The following is a 20,364-nucleotide window of genomic DNA, read 5'->3' as shown; positions in this document are numbered from 1 at the left end:
AACCTTACAGTTAACCTGTTGTGGCCTGTTGTCGTTTATCCGATAATAGGCGGCTCTTTTATTTCAGGCTAAATAATGACCGATTACTTACTGCTCTTTGTCGGAACTGTGCTGGTTAATAACTTCGTACTGGTGAAGTTCCTTGGCCTGTGCCCGTTTATGGGGGTCTCCAAAAAGCTGGAGACGGCAATGGGCATGGGGCTGGCCACCACCTTCGTGATGACGATGGCCTCCATTTGCGCATGGCTGATTGATACCTGGATCCTGATCCCGCTGGACATGCTCTACCTGCGCACCTTGTCCTTTATTCTGGTCATTGCGGTGGTGGTGCAATTTACCGAAATGGTAGTGCGTAAAACCAGCCCTGCCCTGTATCGCCTGTTGGGTATTTTTCTGCCCCTCATCACCACCAACTGTGCTGTGCTGGGCGTGGCGCTGCTCAACATCAACCTTGGGCATAATTTCATGCAGTCGGCGCTGTACGGTTTTTCCGCGGCGGTCGGTTTCTCTTTTGTTATGGTCCTGTTCGCGTCGATTCGCGAGCGTCTGGCAGCGGCGGATATTCCCGCGCCGTTTCGCGGTAACGCCATCGCTCTGGTGACCGCAGGTTTAATGTCTCTGGCCTTTATGGGCTTTAGTGGTCTGGTGAAGTTGTAATGAGTGCTATCTGGATTGCCATCGCGTCCATCAGCGTACTGGGACTCGTCTTTGGCATCATTCTGGGTTATGCCTCCCGCCGGTTTGCGGTAGAGGACGATCCGGTGGTTGAAAAAATTGATGAGCTTTTGCCGCAGAGCCAGTGTGGGCAGTGCGGCTACCCTGGCTGCCGTCCTTACGCTGAGGCTGTGGGCGTGCAGGGAGAAAAGATCAACCGCTGCGCGCCGGGTGGCGAAGCGGTCATGCTTAAAATAGCTGCCCTGCTGAACGTCGATCCGCAGCCTGTCGACGGCGATGAACAGGCGCAGGAGCCCGTTCGTGCCCTTGCTGTTATCGACGAAGCCAACTGCATCGGCTGCACCAAATGTATTCAGGCGTGCCCTGTCGACGCCATTGTAGGCACAACCCGCGCCATGCACACCGTTGTGGCGGACCTGTGCACCGGCTGTAACCTCTGCGTGGCCCCCTGCCCGACGCAGTGTATAGAACTCCGCCCGGTTGAAACGACGACCGAAAGCTGGAAATGGGATCTTCAGACCATTCCGGTTCGCAATATTCCTGTGGAACAACATGCTTAAGTTATTTTCTGCTTTCAGAAAAGAGAAGATCTGGGACTTCGACGGCGGTATCCATCCCCCGGAAATGAAAACCCAGTCAAACGGTACGCCGCTGCGTCAAATCCCGCTGGCGACCCGCTACGTGATGCCATTGAAACAGCACATCGGCGCGGAAGGCGAGCTGTGCGTGAAAGAAGGCGATACCGTCCTTCGCGGCCAGCCGCTGACCTTTGGTCGTGGACGTATGTTGCCGATACATGCCCCGACTTCGGGCAAGGTGGTGGCTGTTGCCCCCCATACCGTTGCCCATCCCTCGGCGTTGTCTGAGCTGAGCGTCATCATTGAAGCCGACGGGGAAGATCTCTGGATCGATCGTGACGGCTGGAGCGACTACCGTTCCCGCAGCCGTGAAGCGCTGATTGAACGCATTCATCAGTTTGGCGTAGCAGGTCTTGGAGGCGCTGGCTTCCCGACCGGCGCCAAACTTCACGGCGGCGGCGATAAAATCGAAACGCTGATTATTAACGCCGCCGAGTGCGAACCGTACATCACCGCCGATGATCGTCTGATGCAGGACTGTGCCGCGCAGGTGGTGGAAGGTATTCGCATTCTTGCGCATATCCTGCAACCCCGCGAAGTGCTGATCGGTATTGAAGACAATAAACCGCAGGCCATTTCGATGCTGCGTGCGGTACTGGCGGACAGCCATGATATCGCCCTGCGCGTGATCCCGACCAAATACCCGTCCGGCGGGGCGAAGCAGCTGACGCAGATCCTGACCGGAAAACAGGTCCCCCACGGGGGCCGTTCGTCCGACATCGGCGTGCTGATGCAAAACGTGGGTACTGCCTACGCGGTAAAACGTGCGGTGATTGACGGCGAGCCATTGACCGAACGCGTCGTCACGCTGACCGGCGAGTCCGTCTCCCGTCCCGGCAACGTCTGGGCGCGTCTGGGTACGCCGGTGCATCATCTGCTGGAACAGGCTGGCTTCTGCCCGGGGAGCGAGCAGATGGTCATTATGGGCGGCCCGCTGATGGGCTTTACCCTGCCGTGGCTGGATGTGCCAGTGGTGAAGATTACCAACTGCCTGCTCGCCCCTTCCCCAACGGAGATGGGCGAAACGCAGGAAGAGAAAGGTTGTATACGCTGTAGCGCCTGCGCGGATGCGTGTCCGGCAGACTTGCTGCCGCAGCAGTTGTACTGGTACAGCAAAGGCCAGCTGCACGATAAAGCCCAGGCGCATAACCTGGCTGACTGTATTGAATGCGGTGCCTGTGCCTGGGTCTGCCCAAGCAATATTCCGCTGGTGCAGTACTTCCGTCAGGAGAAAGCCGAAATCTACGCTATCTCCATGGAAGAAAAACGTGCCGCTGAGGCGAAGGCCCGCTTTGAAGCGCGCCAGGCGCGACTGGAGCGCGAGAAACAAGCCCGTCAGGAACGCCATAAGCAGGCTGCCGTGCAGCCTGCGGCGAAAGATCAGGATGCGATTAACGCTGCCCTCGCCCGCGTGCGGGAGAAGAACGCGACTGCCGCTCAGCCGGTAGCGATCGTGGCTGGCCAAAAGCCGGACAATAGCGAAGCGATTGCCGCCCGCGAAGCGCGTAAAGCCGAAGCGCGCGCACGTCAGGCGGAGAAGGCGCAAAACGCCAAACCGGAAGCCAACACAGACCCGCGTAAATCGGCGGTGGAAGCGGCTATCGCCAGGGCAAAAGCCCGTAAAGCCGGTCAGCAGACAGTGGTGGTTGAACAGGAAGCGACCGATCCGCGCAAGGCGGCCGTTGAAGCCGCTATCGCCCGCGCCAAAGCACGTAAAGCGGCACAGCTTCAGCCTGCCGAAGAGAGTGAAGCGCCTGTCGACCCACGTAAAGCCGCCGTTGAAGCGGCCATCGCCCGTGCCAAAGCACGAAAAGCGGCACAGCAGGACGAACGGCCTGCGGCGGCCAACGACGATCCACGCAAAGCCGCAGTCGCCGCCGCGATTGCGCGTGTTCAGGCAAAGAAAGCCGCGCAGCAAGCCGTTAACGAGGATTAAATGGTTTTCAGAATTGCAAGTTCCCCTTACACCCATAACCAGCGCCAGACATCGCGTATTATGATGCTGGTGTGCCTGGCCGCGTTGCCAGGTATTGCCGTACAGTGTTGGTTTTTCGGCTGGGGTACGCTTTTCCAGTTAGTTCTGGGTTGCGCCAGTGCCGTCGCAGCGGAAGCAGCGATCCTGAAGCTGCGCAAAATGGAGGTGACTCGCATCCTGAGCGATAACTCCGCCCTGTTGACCGGCCTATTGCTGGCCATCAGCATTCCCCCGTTCGCCCCGTGGTGGATGGTAGTATTGGGAACGGTATTTGCGGTGATCATCGCCAAGCAGCTGTACGGTGGGCTGGGCCATAACCCGTTTAACCCGGCAATGATTGGTTACGTGGTGCTACTGATCTCCTTCCCGGTACAGATGACCAGCTGGCTGCCGCCGCATGAGATCGCCGCCACGATGCCCGGCTTTATGGATGCCCTGAACGTTATCTTTACTGGCCACACCGCGATGGGCGCGGATATGAACGCGCTTCGCATGGGCGTGGATGGCATCAGCCAGGCCACCCCGCTCGATACCTTCAAAACCTCCCTGCGTGCCGGCCACAGCGTCGAGCAGGTGATGAAATCGTCTATTTACAGCGGCGTACTGGCGGGTGCGGGCTGGCAGTGTGTCAATCTGGCCTACCTGTTGGGCGGTGCCTTCCTGCTGCAACAAAAAGCGATCCGCTGGCATATTCCAGTGAGCTTCCTGGTGACGCTGGCCGTCTGTTCAACGCTCGGCTGGGTCATCTCACCTGAGTCACTGGCCAGCCCGCAGCTCCATCTGCTCTCCGGCGCGACCATGCTCGGGGCATTCTTTATTCTGACCGATCCGGTCACCGCCTCTACCACCAACCGAGGTCGTCTGATTTTCGGCGCGCTGGCGGGCTTGCTGGTCTGGCTTATTCGCAGCTTTGGTGGCTATCCGGACGGCGTGGCATTTGCCGTACTGCTGGCTAACATCACCGTTCCGCTCATCGACTACTACACGCGTCCACGCGTGTACGGTCATCGCTAAGGGTTACGCCATGCTAAAGACTATGCAAAAACACGGCGTCACGCTGGCGATCTTCGCCGCCGCCCTCACCGGGCTGACCGCGCTGGTAAATGAACTGACGAAAAGCACCATTGAAGAGCAGGCAATGAAGCAGCAAAAGGCGTTGTTCGATCAGGTGATCCCATCAGACTTCTATGATAATAACCTGCAAAAAAGCTGCTTTGTCGTGCAGGCCCCGCAGCTCGGTAAAGGAACACACCGCGTTTATATTGCCCGTAAGGGCGAGAACCCGGTGGGTGCCATCATGGAAGCCACCGCGCCGGACGGTTACTCTGGCGCAATTCAGCTGCTGGTAGGCAGCGATTTTTCCGGCACCGTGCTGGGTACGCGCGTGACGGAACATCACGAAACGCCGGGCCTTGGCGACAAAATTGAAACACGCCTGAGCGACTGGATTTTACACTTTGCCGGTAAGATGATTCATGGCGAGGACGATCCTGCTTTCGCGGTGAAAAAAGATGGCGGTGAGTTTGACCAGTTCACGGGCGCCACGATTACGCCCCGCGCGGTCGTCAACGCCGTCAAACGCGCCGGTCTGTATGCCGAAACGCTGCCCGCGCAGATCAATCATCTTTCCGCCTGTGAGGAGTGACCATGAGCCAGGTTAAAGAGGTTATCGTCCAGGGACTCTGGAAGAACAACTCGGCATTGGTACAGCTGTTGGGATTGTGCCCGCTGCTGGCGGTGACGTCTACCGCCACCAACGCGCTCGGGCTGGGGCTGGCGACCACGCTGGTGCTGACCCTGACCAACTTCTCCATTTCTGTTTTGCGCCGCTGGACGCCATCGGAAATCCGTATTCCGATTTATGTCATGATCATTGCATCGGTGGTCAGCGTCGTGCAAATGCTGATTAACGCCTACGCATTTGGCCTGTACCAGTCGCTCGGGATCTTCATTCCGCTTATCGTGACTAACTGTATAGTCGTGGGCCGCGCTGAAGCCTTCGCGGTGAAAAACAACCCGGCAATTTCCGCGCTGGATGGGTTTTCCATCGGCATGGGCGCGACTGCCGCCATGTTCGTCCTCGGCTCTCTGCGTGAAATTCTGGGCAACGGTACGCTCTTCGACGGTGCGGACGCGCTGCTTGGCGGCTGGGCGAAATCGCTGCGTATCGAGGTGTTCCATACGGACACCCCATTCCTGCTGGCCATGCTACCGCCAGGCGCCTTCATTGGCCTTGGGATGATGCTGGCGTTAAAATACCTGATTGATGAAAAACGTAAACGCCGCGCCGCTGAACGCAGCGTACAGGAAGGGATCCCCGAGAAAGCAGTATGAATAAAGAGAAACGCATTGCGATCCTGACGCGCCTGCGCGATGAGAATCCTCATCCAACGACAGAGCTGAATTTTAACTCGCCGTTTGAACTGTTGATCGCGGTGCTGCTCTCTGCGCAGGCCACTGACGTGAGCGTCAACAAAGCCACGGCCCTGCTCTACCCTGTCGCCAATACGCCGCAGGCTATGCTGGAGCTGGGGGTTGAAGGGGTAAAATCCTATATCAAGACCATCGGCCTGTTTAACAGTAAGGCCGAAAACGTCATTAAGACCTGCCGGATCCTGCTTGAGCAGCACGGCGGTGAAGTCCCGGAAGATCGCGCAGCGCTGGAAGCGTTGCCAGGCGTCGGGCGTAAAACGGCAAATGTCGTGCTCAACACGGCGTTTGGCTGGCCGACGATCGCCGTGGACACTCACATCTTCCGCGTTTCTAATCGCACCCGGTTCGCGCCGGGTAAAAACGTGGAAGAGGTGGAAGAAAAGCTTTTAAAAGTGGTCCCTGCGGAATTTAAGGTGGATTGCCATCACTGGCTAATCCTTCACGGGCGCTATACCTGTATTGCACGTAAGCCACGCTGCGGCTCCTGCATTATCGAAGATCTCTGTGAATACAAAGAAAAAGTCTATCCCTGAAGGTACATCCACTTGTTACTGTTCAAGCCCTTAGATTAAACAAGGGCTCTGATATCTTCTCCCTTGGCCGTAATTTTCCCTCTCATTGTCAATAAAGTGTTGTCGATTCTGCGGATATTTAACACTCAAACAGGTTAATAGTTTTTTCATCACCAAAAATTTCTATACATCTGTGATCGCGATCACTCTGATAACTTGATGTTGGATTTTTGTTGTTAAAAGCCTCTCCACGCCTTTGCCAGACAAGATCTCATCCTTTACTCACCGCATATAAGACCAGTCATTTTTCAGAATATGGGCTATATCACTGCCTTTCACCCAAAATAGCAGAACATATCGCCATACAGCCATTCATCAGGTTCATTTACAGTGAAAAAAACCACCAATTCTCAACGGATGAAATTTAACGCTGCATAACATTTGCGTGAACCGATGATTATACCACCACAGTTATATGTAACAGATTATTACAAACGTATTGCCAGATGGGGCTGGATAGTGAACATTACCCGCCGTTTCCCCTCCCAATATAACTATAAAGCGGATGGACTACGGTCATCACGCTATGAACACCCCCGTTAATATGGGATGTAAAAAAAGAGGTATATGTGTCTACTGCAAACAATAAACCAACAGATGAGAGCGTAAGTCTTAACGCTTTCAAACAGCCTAAAGCGTTCTATCTCATTTTCTCTATCGAATTATGGGAGCGTTTTGGCTACTACGGCCTGCAAGGGATTATGGCCGTTTACCTGGTTAAGCAACTGGGTATGTCCGAAGCCGATTCCATCACGCTGTTCTCGTCCTTCAGCGCTCTGGTCTATGGCCTGGTCGCCATCGGCGGCTGGTTAGGCGATAAAGTCCTCGGTACGAAACGTGTCATTATGCTGGGCGCCGTGGTTCTGGCGATTGGCTATGGCCTGGTTGCATGGTCCGGGCACGATGCGGGCGTGGTATACATGGGCATGGCTACCATCGCGGTAGGTAACGGCCTCTTTAAGGCTAACCCGTCCTCCCTGCTTTCTACCTGCTACAACAAAGATGATCCGCGTCTGGACGGTGCATTTACCATGTACTACATGTCCATCAACATCGGTTCATTCTTCTCTATGCTGGCAACTCCATGGCTGGCCGCGAAATTCGGCTGGAGCGTAGCGTTTGCGCTGAGCTTCGTGGGTATGCTGATCACCGTTGTGAACTTCCTGTTCTGTCGCAGCTGGGTTAAAGATTATGGTTCTAAACCAGACTTCGAACCCGTGCATATGGGCAAACTGCTGGCAACCATCGTCGGCATTGTGATCCTGGCCGCTGTCGCGACCTGGCTGCTGCACAACCAGGGTATTGCACGTGCCGTACTGGCCGTGGTTGCGTTGGGTATCGTGATTATCTTCGCTAAAGAAGCCTTCGCGATGCAGGGTGCGGCACGTCGTAAGATGATTGTGGCGTTCATCCTGATGCTGGAAGCGATTATCTTCTTCGTCCTGTACAGCCAGATGCCGACGTCTCTGAACTTCTTCGCAATCCGCAACGTTGAGCACTCCATCCTGGGTATCGCGTTCGAGCCGGAGCAGTACCAGGCACTGAACCCGTTCTGGATCATGATTGGTAGCCCGATTCTGGCCGCTATCTATAACAAGATGGGCGACCGTCTGCCGATGCCGCACAAGTTCGCTATCGGTATGGTGCTGTGCTCTGGCGCATTCCTGGTGCTGCCGCTGGGGACGAAATTCGCGACCGACGCGGGTATCGTGTCTGTTAACTGGCTGATCCTGAGCTATGCGCTGCAATCCATCGGTGAACTGATGATCTCCGGTCTGGGCCTGGCGATGGTTGCACAGCTGGTCCCTCAGCGTCTGATGGGCTTCATCATGGGTAGCTGGTTCCTGACGACCGCTGGCGCAGCCATCATTGCAGGTAAGATTGCGAACCTGATGGCGGTACCGGACAACGTTACCGACCCGCTGGTCTCCCTGAACGTCTACGGCACCGTGTTCATGCAAATTGGTATCGCGACAGCCGTAATTGCCGTGCTGATGCTGCTCACCGCACCAAAACTCAATCGTATGACGCAGGACGACGACAAATCCGCTAAAGCGATCAACACCGCGAACGCGTAATGTCATCCGGAAACGACTGAACAGAAGCCGCTAATTGATTAGCGGCTTTTTTTTTATCTGAACGCGCACTAACATAGCGGGAACCTCAGCAAAAAGGAGTTACCGATGAAACTGTTCTATAAACCGGGCGCCTGCTCTCTTGCTTCGCATATCACCCTTCGCGAGAGCGGTAAGGATTTCACGCTGGACGGCGTTGACCTGATGAAAAAGCGCCTGGAAAACGGGGATGACTTTTTTGCGATTAACCCAAAAGGGCAGGTTCCGGCCCTGCTGCTGGATGATGGTACGCTGCTGACCGAAGGCGTGGCGATTATGCAGTACCTGGCCGACAACGTGCCTGATCGTCAGCTGCTGGCACCAACAGGCAGTATCTCTCGCTATAAAACCCTTGAGTGGCTTAACTACATCGCGACCGAGCTGCACAAAGGCTTTACGCCGCTGTTCCGCCCGGATACTCCGGAAGAGTACAAACCGACCGTACGTGCGTTACTTGAGAAAAAGATGCAGTACATTAATGAATCACTGAAAGACGATCAGTGGATCTGCGGTGCGCGTTTCACCATTGCTGATGCGTATCTGTTTACCGTTCTGCGCTGGGCGCGCACGGTGAAGCTGAACCTGGAAGGATTAGATCATATTGCGTCGTATATGGAACGCGTAGCGGCACGCCCTGCGGTTGCAGCGGCGCTGAAGGCAGAAGGGTTGAATTAATCCGAGCGCGCTGTATTGCCGGGTGGCGCTGCGCTTACCCGGCCTACACTATCCCTGCTCTTACAATTGGGTTGCGCTGAAATAATGCTCGGGCTTCGCGATGCGATCCTGCGCCGCGACCACCTGGAGCTCATATTCCTGCATCGTCTTCGTCGCAATCATGATTTCATAAACGGCTGCGGTGACGTGCTCCAGCGCATCGCGCAGGCTTGCGCCCTGCAATAGCTTCACCAGCAGCAAACCGCTGGTCACATCCCCGACCCCGACAGGCTGACGTGTACCGAAATCCACCAGCGGTCGACTGATGTGCCAGGCTTCATCCTTCGTCACCAACAGCATTTCAAAACGGTCCTGGCTCAACCCTGCGCGTGCCAGGTGCTTAACCAGTACAATCTCTGGCCCCTGGGCGATGAGCTCGCGAGAGGCGCGTACAGCCTCTTCTACGCTGTTGACTGGATGCTCGCACAGGATCTCAAGTTCAATAAGGTTGGGCGCAATAATATCGCTGGCAGGCAATGCATGACGGACATGAAACTCCGCAACGCCCGGCGCGACGATGCAGCCTTTTTCCGGATGTCCCATCACCGGATCGCAGAAATATTTCGCCGCGGGGTTTGCCGCTTTCACCTGGCGCACAATGCCGAGGATATGTTCCCCCTGCTCCGCCGAACCCAGATAACCGCTCAGTACGGCATCGCAGCGTTTAAGCTGGTCGATATCCGCAATCCCCTGAACGATCTCCGTCAGATGCGACGGCGGCATCACGCAGCCGGTCCATTTACCGTACTGGGTGTGATTCGAGAACTGAACGGTATTGAGGGGCCAGACGTTGGCCCCGAGGCGGCGCATCGGGAATTCCGCAGCGCTGTTGCCAGCATGTCCAAAAACAACGTGGGACTGAATGGCGAGGATGTTCTTCATGTTGTACTTACCAAACCCTGTCAAAACAAAAGGGGCGTGGTTTCCCACGCCCCTGCGTACTTTTAATTACTTCCAGCAGACCAGGCAGTAATTTTTCTTACCGCGACGCAGCAGCGTGTAGCGACCATAGAGACGGTCGTTCTCGGTAAAGGTGTATTCCGGATCGGCCTGTTTTTCGCCATTAATGGTGATCGCGTTAGAGGCGATGGTTTTACGCGCCTGACCGCGAGACGGCTGGAGCTCGGAGTCCACCAGCGCCTGCATCAGATCGGCGCCTTTTTCCATCTCCACCATCGGCACGCCATCCTGAGCAAGCTGTTCGAAGTCCTCTTCGCTTAAATCGCTCAGGGTCCCGTTGAACAGGCTCGCCGTAATGCGTTTCGCCGCTGCCAGACCTTCTTCACCATGAACCAGTTTAGTCACTTCGTCGGCCAGCACATACTGGGCGCGCGGTGCTTTACCGCTGTTCTTGTCTTCTTCTTCCAGCGCATTGATTTCTTCGATATCCATAAAGGTGAAGAATTTCAGGAAGCGATAAACATCGGCATCCGCCGTGTTGATCCAGAACTGGTAGAATTTGTACGGGCTGGTTTTCTTCGGATCCAGCCATACTGCGCCGCCTTCGGTTTTACCAAACTTGGTACCGTCTGCTTTGGTGATCAGCGGCACGGTCAGACCAAACACCTGATTCTGGTGAAGACGACGGGTCAGATCGATACCGGAGGTGATGTTACCCCACTGGTCAGAACCGCCAATTTGCAGCGACACGCCGTGCAGCTTGTTCAGGCAGGCGAAGTCATACCCCTGCAACAGGTTGTAGGAGAACTCGGTGAAAGAGATACCCTGATCGTCACGGTTAAGACGCTGCTTGACCGCTTCTTTGTTAATCATCTGGTTAACAGAGAAGTGTTTGCCGATGTCACGCAGGAACGTCAGCACGTTCATGCCACCAAACCAGTCGTAGTTGTTCGCCGCAATCGCAGCGTTGTCACCACAGTTGAAATCCAGGAACGGTGCAACCTGTTTACGGATCTTATCCACCCACTCCTGCACGGTGTCTTCGGTATTCAGCTTACGCTCAGCGGCTTTGAAACTTGGGTCGCCAATCAGACCAGTCGCACCGCCAACCAGGGCAACAGGCTTATGACCCGCCATCTGGAAGCGTTTCAGGCATAACAATGGAACAAGATGCCCCAAATGCAAGCTGTCAGCGGTGGGATCGAAGCCGCAATAGAGCGCGATCGGGCCTTGCGCCAGTCGCTCTGCTAACGCTTCCTCATCCGTCACCTGGGCCACCAGGCCCCGCTCTTGCAATTGTTTAATCAAGTTACTGCTTGCCATCAAATTCTCCATGTATAAACGACTGCACCTTTGCCGGTACACGACTTTTCGCCTGATGCGAAAGGACCATAGAATAAAGCGCCAGCGCGGTGTGCGCTAGCGCTTAAATCAACAAATTTTGGGGATTACGGTGCCAGTCGGTCTATTTTCCAGCCACCGTTGTCGCGCTGGTATAAAAAGCGATCGTGCAGGCGGTGCTCACCGCCCTGCCAGAATTCCATCTGCTCAATGGGGATGCGGAACCCGCCCCAGAAACTCGGCAGCGGCACTTCACCCTGCTGAAACTTCTGTTTGAGTTCGAGGAATTTACTTTCAAGTACGCCGCGGGCCGAGATTCGGCTGGACTGTTTAGAAACCCAGGCGCCAATCTGACTGTCGCGCGGTCGGCTGTGGAAATATTTCACCACTTCGAGCGTAGAGAGGCGCTCTGCCTTGCCGGTAACCATCACCTGGCGCTCAAGCATATGCCACGGGAAGAGCAGGCTAATACGCGGATTATTTTCCAGGTGATGCGCTTTACGACTACCAAGGTTGGTGTAGAACACCAGCCCTTTCTCGTCATAATGCTTAAGAAGAACGATGCGTTGATACGGCTGACCGTTTTCATCAACCGTGGCAACGACCATCGCCGTCGGGTCGGCCAGTTTCGCTTCGCAGGCCTGTTTCAGCCAGCGTTCAAAAAGCACCAGCGGTTCGGCGGGAAGATCCTGGCGGCGCAGACCGCCTTTGGTGTATTCACGGCGCAGATGCGCAATTTGCTGTAGTTCGTCGTTATCTGACATGGCGTTAGCTGAAAGTAAGGTTGGGTGGCGCTATTGTGCGCGCCCCCTTCAAAAATCTCAACGCTTCGGATTTTCCAGCTGACAATTGTTCAGCACAATGCGGTCTCGCTTATAGACGGTGGCGCTGTCACCTTTTGACCAGAAGACGTAGATCCCATCCGTGTAACGCGCCCCGGAGGCGGACATCCCCTGCTTCAGCGTCAACAACTTATTGTCATAAACAAAGCTGGCTTCCTGGCGAGTGTTGTTCAGCTTCACCGTCAGCGGTTTTTCATCACAACGATATTCCAGCGTATCGGTTTGCATACGCTCAACGAACTGGTTATAGACGCTGCATCCGGTCATAAGAAAAGGTACAGCAATGAGAAGAAGTTTTTTCATGGGCAGATTCCGAAGACTATCCTGGTCCTGGAGGGCCTAACCGCCCTCCTGTTTTTCCCTATTTTACGGGTTATGCCTCCCGCTGAATTTCAGTTAACTCTGATTATGGCGCGGATTTGCCGGGAAAATAGCACCGAGGACGCTCGCCTCCCGCGCACCGGTTACGGAGGGTAAATTCCCGGGCAGACCGGCAACCGTACGCCAGGCAAGCCAGGCGAAGGCCAGCGCTTCCATGTCGTCTCCGCTGATCCCGGCTTCGTCAGTGGTCGTGACTTCGGTGCCCGGCAGCAGGGCGGCGAGGCGTGCCATCAGGAGGGGGTTGCGGCTTCCGCCTCCGCATACCAGCAGACGCTCGCACCCGCCGCTGAGCAACACCTGTTCAGAAATCGACACGGCGGTAAGCTCAGTCAGCGTAGCCTGCACATCCTGAGGCGCAAGGCCGGGGAAGCGTGCCAGATGACGTTCAAGCCAGCCGTAGTTGAAATACTCTCGCCCCGTGCTTTTCGGCGCGGGCAGGGCAAAGAATGGATCGCTTAACAGGGCTTGCAGCAAGGGAAGGATCACTTTCCCCTGGCTGGCCCACTGCGCGTCTTTGTCGTAGGGTTTACCGTTCTGACGCCAGATCCAGGCATCCATCAGCATATTACCGGGCCCGGTATCGTATCCACGCACGGGCTGCCCGGGAATGAGCATTGACAGGTTGGCAATCCCGCCAATGTTCAGAACCATTCTGCGCTCCACCGGGTGCGCCAGCAGCGCCTGATGAAATGCCGGAACCAGCGGCGCCCCCTGCCCGCCGAGGGCCATATCGCGACGACGGAAATCCCCCACCACCGTCACGCCGGTTTTTGCCACAATCTGGTTATTATCGCCAATTTGCATCGTGTGCGGCGCCTCGCCGACAGGTTCATGCCAGACGGTCTGCCCATGGCAGCCTATTGCCACGACATCCTGCGGATGAAGTCTTTCTTGCTGCATCAGAGCCAGTACCGCATCAGCAAACAGCGCCCCCAGACGCACATCCAGTTGGCCCAGTTGGGAAAGCGTCAGCTGTTGCCCCTGGCAGATGCTCAGGATCTCTTCTTTTAACGAGACCGGAATAGGCCAGGTCAGGCTTGCCTGCTGCGCCACCATGTTTTCATCAATGGCGGCCAGAACGACATCCACACCGTCAAGACTGGTACCAGACATAACACCGATATAGCGACCCGATTTCATGCGCTTTCCTTACGTTACATGGGCTAAGTGCAACCACTCCATCATAAATAACGCTGCTTTGCTATCCGGTGATAATATTTTTTAACAATCTCAGACCTGTAGCACAGACGGTTTTTGTTTATGTCCCGTTAAGCCCTGTTCAGGTAAAATTTATCTATTCGGCATGCAAAGATATGAACTGTGGTCAGGAATGCCATATAATTTAGCCATAACGGATGCCCCAACCGGGCGTTTTTTGGTGAACAGGAGAGTCAAATGATTTTACGTGTACTGGGCGTTTCGCTGATTGGTTTAACACTGGCGGGTTGTGTGAACGACAATTCACTCTCCGGCGACGTATATAGTGCTTCTGAAGCTAAACAGGTACAGAACGTGACCTACGGTACTATCGTTAATGCCCGTCCTGTTCAGATTCAGGGTGGTGATGACACGAACGTCGTGGGCGCAATCGGTGGTGCTGTGCTGGGTGGTTTCCTGGGTAACACCATTGGTGGCGGCACCGGTCGCTCTCTGGCTACCGCAGCAGGCGCAGTTGCAGGCGGCGTAGCGGGTCAGGGCGTTCAGGGTGCGATGAACAAAACTCAGGGCGTTGAGCTGGAAATCCGTAAAGACGATGGCAGCACCATTATGGTTGTGCAGAAACAGGGTAATACTCGCTTCTCTGCAGGCCAGCGTGTTGTACTGGCAAGCAACGGTAGCCAGGTCACCGTCTCCCCGCGTTAATATCCCGACGGATGCGGTCCTTTCGGGCCGCATCCATTTACAAAAACTATCATTTTAAAAAATGTATTTATAAAAATACATTCACACGGCGTATAATTAATTCCCTCTGATATTGTTCCTGCGCAAAGTATTTTTTATTTCCCTCCTTTAGACTCGTCTGATTCTCTTTTTCCTCTTTTTAATTTTTTAACATTCTATGCTTGCGAACTGTCGATTTGTAATGAACCGCTTTGTGGCCTTTGCACTTGGGTGCATTTTTATCATTGCCGTGTTACAAGGTTGTTTTATAAAACTTGTTGAATGGGTTCCTTCATTCTCTCCGCTATTTTTCCCTACGCTCACTATTTTTCTTCTGGTATTCCATCTGTTTATCGCCTGTTTTATGGCAATGAAATACTGGTGTGATAAAAAACGGCTATACCTCGTTCCGATTGCGTCAGCCTTTGCCGGTTCAGCACTGCTGATGGTGGGTACGCTATCCAGTTTTCCAGGTTGGCTGGATCTCTATCAGTTCAACGAGGCGAACTATAATGACGCGATGATCTTTTATATGTTCCGACACCTCTTAATGGCGGTGCTCATGATGGCCTCAGCCTTACTTTATACGCTTCGCGTTTCCCCCCTTTCACGAAGCACCCACATCGGTATTGTTGTCGGATCGGCTCTCTTTACGGGCTGCATGCTTTGGCTGGCGTGGTTCTATTCCAGCCATTCCACGACGTTAACCCTGGATCTTGTGGATAATGAAACCCGGCAGTTCATGATTCTCTGGAGCCAGACCATCAACATCATTTTGGTCATTCTTTGGGTTGTCACATTAATCACCCTGATGGTCGTGACCCGGATAAGAAATTTGTTCTGGGCGGGCGGCAATTTTTTATGCGTCTGTTATGTCGTCACGCTGTTAATGCTGTTGTTAGGTGGATACGTAGAAGATGTATCATGGTACCGCGCCCGGTTATTCGAAACTGTCGCGACATTAATGATTATTTTCATTTTGCTTTCCGACGTCTTTAATTTGTATCGTGACTCGCACGTCAAATACCAGCAGTCATATCAAAATTCAATCCGCGACCCGCTTACCCGTCTTTATAATCGCAGCTATTTTTATGATTCATTAAACTACGCCCTCAGCACTGCAACGGAGGCACACCCGGTATCGGTGGTAGTAAGCGACCTTGACCGTTTCAAGCGTATCAACGACTGTTACGGGCATTTGCAGGGAGATAAGGTATTACAGTTCGTCTCTAATCTGCTGACGGATTCCGTGCGCCCCCAGGATATCGCGGCCCGAATCGGTGGTGAAGAGTTTGTGTTGATGCTGACAAATACCCCTTCAGACGCCGCGAGGCAGGTGGCCGAGCGCATTCGCCTCAAGCTGAGCGGGTTTGATAAAGCCAGCAGCGGCGGTCATCTGCCGGAACCTATTACCATCAGCATGGGCGTATTCACCGCAACCTCGCCGGAAACCAGTGCGGAAACCTGCGTGGAGAGCGCGGATAAAGCCATGTATGAGGCAAAAGAGACAGGGCGCAACCGGGTGGTGGTGTTCAGATAATAAGAAAGGCCTTGATTTCGCAAGGCCTTTACGTTCGGTCAGTCGCGAGACTGCAGATCGTGGATGTTCTGCTCAAGACGGGCGATGAGTCCTATCAGCATCTCCAGCTCAGCGGGGGAAATACCTTCAAGGATCTCCCCACGCGTTTTACTGATGACAGCTTCCATCTCAGTAATAATCGGGGCCGCTTTTTCCGTCAATTTGATCCGCTTGGCGCGACGGTCGCTGGCGCAGGTTTGTCGGGAGATAAGTCCCTTCTCTTCCAGTTGGTCAAGAGTGCGCACCAGTGACGGCTGCTCAATGCCAATCGCTTTTGCCAGTTGGATCTGTGACTGGTCGGGCGGGAGCTGATGAATGTTATGCAGCGTAACCCAGTGCGTCTGCGTGAGTTCCAGAGGTTTCAGGCGATGGTCAATCAGAGCACGCCAGATGCGTACCAACCTTGCCAGATCAGAACCTAATGGCGATTCCAATTTCATCTCCTTATAATTAGCTTGCTAAGTGATTATAGTGATTTTAGAATAGTTTGCAGTATTTGTATTGCCAAAACAAATGCAATCACGGTATTCATCATTCCTGAAAGGATGATTTACACTGAACGGTAATGCGCCATCGCATTGAAATATGCCATTGTGGCCCTCACCCCACTGCAAAGGATCACTGCTTGTGACGTTCTTTTCCCTCTCCGCAGGGTTGCCCCTCCAGGATCTGATTGTCGGCGCATCGGTCTACTTTCCGCCACTGTTTAAAGCCGTGATGGTCGGTTTTGTGATCTGGCTCATTGCGCATCGTCTGCTGCGCGACTGGATGTATTCCGGTGAAATCTGGCACCCGATGTTAATGGATCTCTCCCTGTTTACCCTTTCCGTCTGTCTTGGCCTTGCCGTGTTAACCGTGTGGTGAGAATAGCATTGAAAACGTTAAAATATTTTTCCACTCTTTTCGTTTTAGCGCTGGCGCTTATGGCCGGCTGGTGGCTCTGGAATTATTACATGCAGTCGCCCTGGACGCGTGACGGCAAGATCCGCGCAGAACAGGTCAGCATCACGCCACAGGTGTCCGGCAGTATCAGCGCGCTGCTGGTGAAGGACAACCAGTTCGTTCATGCGGGCGATGTGTTATTCCGCATCGATGAGACCCCTTTCCACATTGCGGTGCTCAATGCCCAGGCGCAGCTCGCAAAAGCTCAATCAGATCTGGCAAAAGCCAATAACGAAGCCGAACGTCGCCGACATCTGTCGAGGAATTACATCTCTGCGGAAGATCTCGATACCGCCAATATCAATGTAAAAGCCATGCAGGCCAGCCTGAAGGTTGCAGAGGCAACGCTGAAACAGGCCGAGTGGCAACTGACCCAGACCGTTGTCAAAGCTCCGGTGGATGGATGGATCACGAGCCTGTCGACCCGTGTGGGGGATTACGCCACCACAGGCCAGCCGGTCTTTGCCCTGGTAGATAGCCACTCTTTCTATGTTGTAGGTTATTTTGAAGAGACCAAGCTGCGGCATATCCGCGAGGGTGCGCCTGCCCGGATCACGCTTTACAGCGGTGCAGAAAAGTTACAGGGTCACGTTAGTAGCATAGGTCGGGCAATTTACGATCAGAGCGTGGAAACCGATTCTGGTCTGGTGCCTGACATCAAACCCAACGTACCGTGGGTGCGTCTGGCTCAGCGGGTGCCTGTTCGCGTCGAGTTAGAGCAACTGCCGAAAGACATTACTCTGGTCTCTGGCACAACCTGCACCGTCGCCATCGGATCGCGATGATGAACCTGGGAGCTTTCTCCTGGCGCAATACGCCGTGGATAAAAGCGACACGGCCGCAGTGGCGTTACGCGCTGCGAAACGGCATCGCCATGTGCCTTGCGCTTACGGTTGCCTATTATCTGAATCTGGATGAGCCTTACTGGGCGATGACCTCAGCGGCGGTTGTCAGCTTCCCTACCGTCGGGGGCGTTATCAGTAAAAGCCTCGGGCGCGTGGCGGGTAGCCTGCTGGGTGCGACCGCTGCACTGCTTCTTGCCGGCCATACCCTGAACGATCCCTGGCTCTTTCTGTTAAGCATGTCGGCATGGCTGGGGCTGTGCACCTGGGCCTGCGCCCATTTTACCAACAACGTTGCGTACGCGTTTCAACTGGCAGGTTACACCGCAGCCATTATCGCCTTTCCGGTCGTCAACGTGCTGGATACCACCGAGCTATGGGACATCGCCCAGGCACGCGTATGTGAAGTGATGGTCGGCATTCTGTGCGGCGGCGTCATGATGATGATCCTGCCCAGCACCTCGGATGGCACTACGCTTATCACCGCCCTTAAAACGATGCACGCGCGTTTGCTGGAACATGCCAGCCTGCTCTGGCAGCCTGATAGCAGCGATAATATCCGTCTAGCACACGAAAAGGTCATCGGCCAGATCCTGACCATGAACCTGTTACGCATCCAGGCATTCTGGAGCCACTACCGTTTTCGTCGCCAGAACACGCTCCTGAACTATTTACTGCACCAGCAATTGCGGATGACGAGTGCGATCTCAAGCCTTCGCCGGATGTTGCTGAACTGGCCTGCGCCGCCAGCCCATACCCGGGAAGTTATCAAGGCGCTGCTCGCCGCCCTTGCGCGTCCGGATGCCGATATCTATACCGTGGCCCGCATTATCGCGCCGCTCGCCCCAACGGATGAATATGATTACCGGCACCGCGCCTTCTGGCAGCGTCTGAACTATTTCTGCCGCCTGTATCTGCGCAGCAGCCGCTGGTTAAAAGCCGTCGAAAATGCCACGCCCGTCACCGAATTTTCCGTTCCCGGTAGCCCAGCTCTGGCGCGCCATACCGACGCAATGGAGGCGCTGTGGAGCGGTTTTCGTACGTTTTGCGCGTTGACGGCCGTGGGCGCATGGGCCATCACCACCCAATGGGATGCGGGCAGTGCAGCCCTGACGCTTGCGGCAATCAGCTGCGTGCTCTATTCCGTCGCAGCTTCCCCGTTTAATTCCCTGACGCTTCTGCTGCGTACGCTGGTACTGCTGTCGCTGTTCAGCTTCGTGGTGAAATTTGGTTTGATGGTGCAGATAACCGACCTCTGGCAATTTCTGCTGTTTCTCTTCCCGCTATTAACCACCATGCAGTTGCTCAAACTGCAAATGCCAAAACTGGCCGGTCTGTGGGGGCAGTTGATTGTTTTTATGGGCTCATTTATCTCTGTAACGAATCCTCCGGTTTACGATTACGCTGATTTTCTCAACGATAACCTGGCGAAGATCCTCGGCGTGGGGCTGGCGTGGCTGGCTTTCGCCGTGCTACGCCCGGGCTCGGATGCGCGTAAAAGCCGCAGGCATATTCGTGAGCTGCGCAGGGGTTTTGTCGATCAACTGAGCCGCAGCCCGCATCTGCGTGAAAGCGAGTATGAATCGCTGGTTTACCATCATGTCAGCCAGCTGAACAACAGCCAGGATTCCCTCTCCCGTCGCTGGCTACTGCGCTGGGGCGTGGTGCTGCTGAACTGTTCGCACGTGGTGTGGCAGCTGCGTGCCTGGGAGACGCGTTCCGACCCGCTTTCGCAGGTCCGCGATAATTGTATTTCCATGCTCCGCGATGTGATGAGCGAGCGCGGAGTTCAGCAACGCCCCCTGAGCGTCACGCTCGCCGAGCTTCAGCGTATTTGCGACGCTCTGGCGCACCATCATCAGCCTGCGGCCCGCGATCTGGCGTCCATTATCTGGCGGCTGCACTGCTCCCTGTCACAGCTTGAACAGGCGCCGCCACCCGGAACAATTGGCGATCAGATCACCCCGCAGGCATAGCGCGCCCCGCCGCCGCCAAGCGGTTTAGGTTGATCGGACATGTTATCGCCGCCCACATGGACCATCAGCGCCTTGCCTTTGACCTCGTCAATCTTTTTCAGCCGGGGCGCAACAACCGGATCGGTGGCTTTACCGTCGTTATTCACCACCAGCACCGGCAGATCGCCGAGGTGCCCCATACCTTCCGGGCCTTCATGCTTACCAGAGTTGTGCGGATCCAGATGCCCCCCAGCGGCCTCAGCGGCTGAAGGTTTCCCCTCTTTCATTGCAGGTTGACAGCTGCCTTTGGCATGAACGTGAAAACCATGTTCACCGGGTGGAAGTGCCTTGAGATCGGGAGCAAATTCCAGCCCTTTATCGGTTTCGGTGATTTTCACCGTCCCGATGGACTGGCCTACCCCCTGAGAAGTGACGAGATTCATTTCAACGTCCTCGCTGGCTGCCTGCGCACCTGCGCAAACAACCAGCGTGACCATTGCCAGAGCAAAACGCTTCATAAGACCTCCACGGGTTATTTTTTGCACCTTAAGTCTATACCAGCGGCGCAGATTTCACCGGA

The 20,364-nt window shown here is 54.8% G+C and carries 21 protein-coding genes; 14 read left to right on the top strand and 7 right to left on the bottom strand.

Annotation, left to right across the window (positions count from 1 at the left end; genetic code table 11):
• Positions 1–75: 75 nt before the first annotated feature.
• From rsxA to gstA, 9 genes are all read left to right on the top strand, one after another.
• Positions 76–657 carry an electron transport complex subunit RsxA gene (rsxA, locus tag L3069_RS09735; protein ID WP_022647920.1) on the top strand — a complete coding sequence of 194 codons (582 nt, stop codon included), beginning with the start codon at positions 76–78 and terminating at the stop codon, positions 655–657.
• On the top strand, positions 657–1,235 hold the full coding sequence (gene rsxB, locus L3069_RS09730; RefSeq protein WP_038415955.1) for an electron transport complex subunit RsxB: 579 nt from the start codon (positions 657–659) through the stop codon (positions 1,233–1,235). Before rsxA ends, rsxB begins: the two co-directional genes overlap by 1 nt.
• Positions 1,228–3,249, top strand: coding sequence for an electron transport complex subunit RsxC (gene rsxC / locus L3069_RS09725; RefSeq protein ID WP_038415954.1), 2,022 nt, complete (start codon positions 1,228–1,230; stop codon positions 3,247–3,249). Before rsxB ends, rsxC begins: the two co-directional genes overlap by 8 nt.
• A complete protein-coding gene (gene rsxD / locus L3069_RS09720; protein WP_038415953.1) occupies positions 3,250–4,302 on the top strand; it encodes an electron transport complex subunit RsxD in 1,053 nt (350 codons plus the stop codon).
• Positions 4,303–4,312: 10 nt separating this feature from the next.
• A complete protein-coding gene (gene rsxG, locus L3069_RS09715) occupies positions 4,313–4,933 on the top strand; it encodes an electron transport complex subunit RsxG (protein ID WP_038415952.1) in 621 nt (206 codons plus the stop codon).
• Positions 4,934–4,935: 2 nt separating this feature from the next.
• The gene (locus L3069_RS09710; protein ID WP_003857592.1) at positions 4,936–5,622 is read left to right on the top strand and encodes an electron transport complex subunit E; all 687 of its coding nucleotides are present in this window, start codon (positions 4,936–4,938) and stop codon (positions 5,620–5,622) included.
• Positions 5,619–6,254 carry an endonuclease III gene (gene nth / locus L3069_RS09705; protein ID WP_015570668.1) on the top strand — a complete coding sequence of 212 codons (636 nt, stop codon included), beginning with the start codon at positions 5,619–5,621 and terminating at the stop codon, positions 6,252–6,254. The genes L3069_RS09710 and nth overlap by 4 nt, the downstream gene beginning before the upstream one ends.
• 608 nt (positions 6,255–6,862) lie before the next feature.
• Complete coding sequence (gene dtpA / locus L3069_RS09700; RefSeq protein WP_022647916.1) at positions 6,863–8,371, top strand: dipeptide/tripeptide permease DtpA; 1,509 nt, start codon at positions 6,863–6,865, stop codon at positions 8,369–8,371.
• Positions 8,372–8,476: 105 nt separating this feature from the next.
• Complete coding sequence (gstA, locus tag L3069_RS09695) at positions 8,477–9,082, top strand: glutathione transferase GstA (protein ID WP_038415950.1); 606 nt, start codon at positions 8,477–8,479, stop codon at positions 9,080–9,082.
• A 60-nt stretch (positions 9,083–9,142) separates the two neighbouring features.
• Here gstA and pdxY read toward each other — a convergent pair whose 3' ends face one another.
• From pdxY to anmK, 5 genes are all read right to left on the bottom strand, one after another.
• The gene (pdxY, locus tag L3069_RS09690; protein WP_022647914.1) at positions 9,143–10,003 is read right to left on the bottom strand and encodes a pyridoxal kinase PdxY; all 861 of its coding nucleotides are present in this window, start codon (positions 10,001–10,003) and stop codon (positions 9,143–9,145) included.
• Positions 10,004–10,069: 66 nt separating this feature from the next.
• Entirely contained in the window at positions 10,070–11,344 is a 1,275-nt protein-coding gene (gene tyrS, locus L3069_RS09685) for a tyrosine--tRNA ligase (protein ID WP_038415949.1), read from the bottom strand.
• Positions 11,345–11,469: 125 nt separating this feature from the next.
• Positions 11,470–12,126 carry a pyridoxamine 5'-phosphate oxidase gene (gene pdxH, locus L3069_RS09680; RefSeq protein ID WP_003857601.1) on the bottom strand — a complete coding sequence of 219 codons (657 nt, stop codon included), beginning with the start codon at positions 12,124–12,126 and terminating at the stop codon, positions 11,470–11,472.
• Positions 12,127–12,183: 57 nt separating this feature from the next.
• The gene (gene mliC, locus L3069_RS09675) at positions 12,184–12,507 is read right to left on the bottom strand and encodes a C-type lysozyme inhibitor (RefSeq protein ID WP_022647912.1); all 324 of its coding nucleotides are present in this window, start codon (positions 12,505–12,507) and stop codon (positions 12,184–12,186) included.
• 93 nt (positions 12,508–12,600) lie between these two features.
• Positions 12,601–13,725, bottom strand: coding sequence for an anhydro-N-acetylmuramic acid kinase (gene anmK, locus L3069_RS09670; RefSeq protein WP_032624364.1), 1,125 nt, complete (start codon positions 13,723–13,725; stop codon positions 12,601–12,603).
• Positions 13,726–13,980: 255 nt separating this feature from the next.
• Between anmK and slyB the strand changes: the two genes are divergently transcribed.
• On the top strand, positions 13,981–14,448 hold the full coding sequence (slyB, locus tag L3069_RS09665; protein WP_022647910.1) for an outer membrane lipoprotein SlyB: 468 nt from the start codon (positions 13,981–13,983) through the stop codon (positions 14,446–14,448).
• Between the two features lie 196 nt (positions 14,449–14,644).
• On the top strand, positions 14,645–16,006 hold the full coding sequence (locus L3069_RS09660) for a GGDEF domain-containing protein (protein WP_038415948.1): 1,362 nt from the start codon (positions 14,645–14,647) through the stop codon (positions 16,004–16,006).
• A gap of 38 nt (positions 16,007–16,044) precedes the next feature.
• On the opposite strand, the gene slyA is transcribed toward L3069_RS09660, so the two are convergent.
• The gene (gene slyA / locus L3069_RS09655; protein WP_032623345.1) at positions 16,045–16,485 is read right to left on the bottom strand and encodes a transcriptional regulator SlyA; all 441 of its coding nucleotides are present in this window, start codon (positions 16,483–16,485) and stop codon (positions 16,045–16,047) included.
• Positions 16,486–16,672: 187 nt separating this feature from the next.
• On the opposite strand from slyA, the gene L3069_RS09650 reads away from it, so the two are divergent.
• Genes L3069_RS09650 through L3069_RS09640 form a run of 3 tightly spaced genes read left to right on the top strand, consistent with a single transcriptional unit; the run spans position 16,673 to position 19,805 of the window.
• Entirely contained in the window at positions 16,673–16,909 is a 237-nt protein-coding gene (locus L3069_RS09650; RefSeq protein ID WP_022647907.1) for a DUF1656 domain-containing protein, read from the top strand.
• Positions 16,910–16,911: 2 nt separating this feature from the next.
• Positions 16,912–17,772 (top strand): HlyD family secretion protein, encoded by an 861-nt coding sequence (locus tag L3069_RS09645; protein ID WP_038417029.1) that lies wholly within the window; start codon positions 16,912–16,914, stop codon positions 17,770–17,772.
• Positions 17,772–19,805 (top strand): FUSC family protein, encoded by a 2,034-nt coding sequence (locus tag L3069_RS09640; RefSeq protein ID WP_063135926.1) that lies wholly within the window; start codon positions 17,772–17,774, stop codon positions 19,803–19,805. The genes L3069_RS09645 and L3069_RS09640 overlap by 1 nt, the downstream gene beginning before the upstream one ends.
• On the opposite strand, the gene sodC is transcribed toward L3069_RS09640, so the two are convergent.
• A complete protein-coding gene (sodC, locus tag L3069_RS09635; RefSeq protein ID WP_038415947.1) occupies positions 19,784–20,302 on the bottom strand; it encodes a superoxide dismutase [Cu-Zn] SodC in 519 nt (172 codons plus the stop codon). The two genes, L3069_RS09640 and sodC, sit on opposite strands and share 22 nt — an antisense overlap.
• Positions 20,303–20,364 lie beyond the last annotated feature (62 nt).

The sequence above is a fragment of the Enterobacter cloacae complex sp. ECL411 genome (genome assembly GCF_021869665.1).
Taxonomy (GTDB): Bacteria; Pseudomonadota; Gammaproteobacteria; order Enterobacterales; family Enterobacteriaceae; genus Enterobacter; species Enterobacter intestinihominis.
The sequence above is the reverse complement of the archived record's forward strand: the minus strand, read 5'-3'. Positions and strand labels throughout refer to the sequence as shown.

Bases quoted from the DNA above. Each gene is read 5' to 3' on its own strand.
- pdxH (WP_003857601.1), bottom strand. From the start codon at position 12,126: ATGTCAGATAACGACGAACTACAGCAAATTGCGCATCTGCGCCGTGAA.
- gstA (WP_038415950.1), top strand. From the start codon at position 8,477: ATGAAACTGTTCTATAAACCGGGCGCCTGCTCTCTTGCTTCGCATATC.
- mliC (WP_022647912.1), bottom strand. From the start codon at position 12,507: ATGAAAAAACTTCTTCTCATTGCTGTACCTTTTCTTATGACCGGATGC.
- L3069_RS09660 (WP_038415948.1), top strand. From the start codon at position 14,645: ATGCTTGCGAACTGTCGATTTGTAATGAACCGCTTTGTGGCCTTTGCA.
- rsxC (WP_038415954.1), top strand. From the start codon at position 1,228: ATGCTTAAGTTATTTTCTGCTTTCAGAAAAGAGAAGATCTGGGACTTC.
- rsxD (WP_038415953.1), top strand. From the start codon at position 3,250: ATGGTTTTCAGAATTGCAAGTTCCCCTTACACCCATAACCAGCGCCAG.
- tyrS (WP_038415949.1), bottom strand. From the start codon at position 11,344: ATGGCAAGCAGTAACTTGATTAAACAATTGCAAGAGCGGGGCCTGGTG.
- pdxY (WP_022647914.1), bottom strand. From the start codon at position 10,003: ATGAAGAACATCCTCGCCATTCAGTCCCACGTTGTTTTTGGACATGCT.
- slyB (WP_022647910.1), top strand. From the start codon at position 13,981: ATGATTTTACGTGTACTGGGCGTTTCGCTGATTGGTTTAACACTGGCG.
- L3069_RS09640 (WP_063135926.1), top strand. From the start codon at position 17,772: ATGAACCTGGGAGCTTTCTCCTGGCGCAATACGCCGTGGATAAAAGCG.
- rsxB (WP_038415955.1), top strand. From the start codon at position 657: ATGAGTGCTATCTGGATTGCCATCGCGTCCATCAGCGTACTGGGACTC.
- nth (WP_015570668.1), top strand. From the start codon at position 5,619: ATGAATAAAGAGAAACGCATTGCGATCCTGACGCGCCTGCGCGATGAG.
- sodC (WP_038415947.1), bottom strand. From the start codon at position 20,302: ATGAAGCGTTTTGCTCTGGCAATGGTCACGCTGGTTGTTTGCGCAGGT.
- rsxA (WP_022647920.1), top strand. From the start codon at position 76: ATGACCGATTACTTACTGCTCTTTGTCGGAACTGTGCTGGTTAATAAC.
- slyA (WP_032623345.1), bottom strand. From the start codon at position 16,485: ATGAAATTGGAATCGCCATTAGGTTCTGATCTGGCAAGGTTGGTACGC.
- rsxG (WP_038415952.1), top strand. From the start codon at position 4,313: ATGCTAAAGACTATGCAAAAACACGGCGTCACGCTGGCGATCTTCGCC.
- L3069_RS09710 (WP_003857592.1), top strand. From the start codon at position 4,936: ATGAGCCAGGTTAAAGAGGTTATCGTCCAGGGACTCTGGAAGAACAAC.
- anmK (WP_032624364.1), bottom strand. From the start codon at position 13,725: ATGAAATCGGGTCGCTATATCGGTGTTATGTCTGGTACCAGTCTTGAC.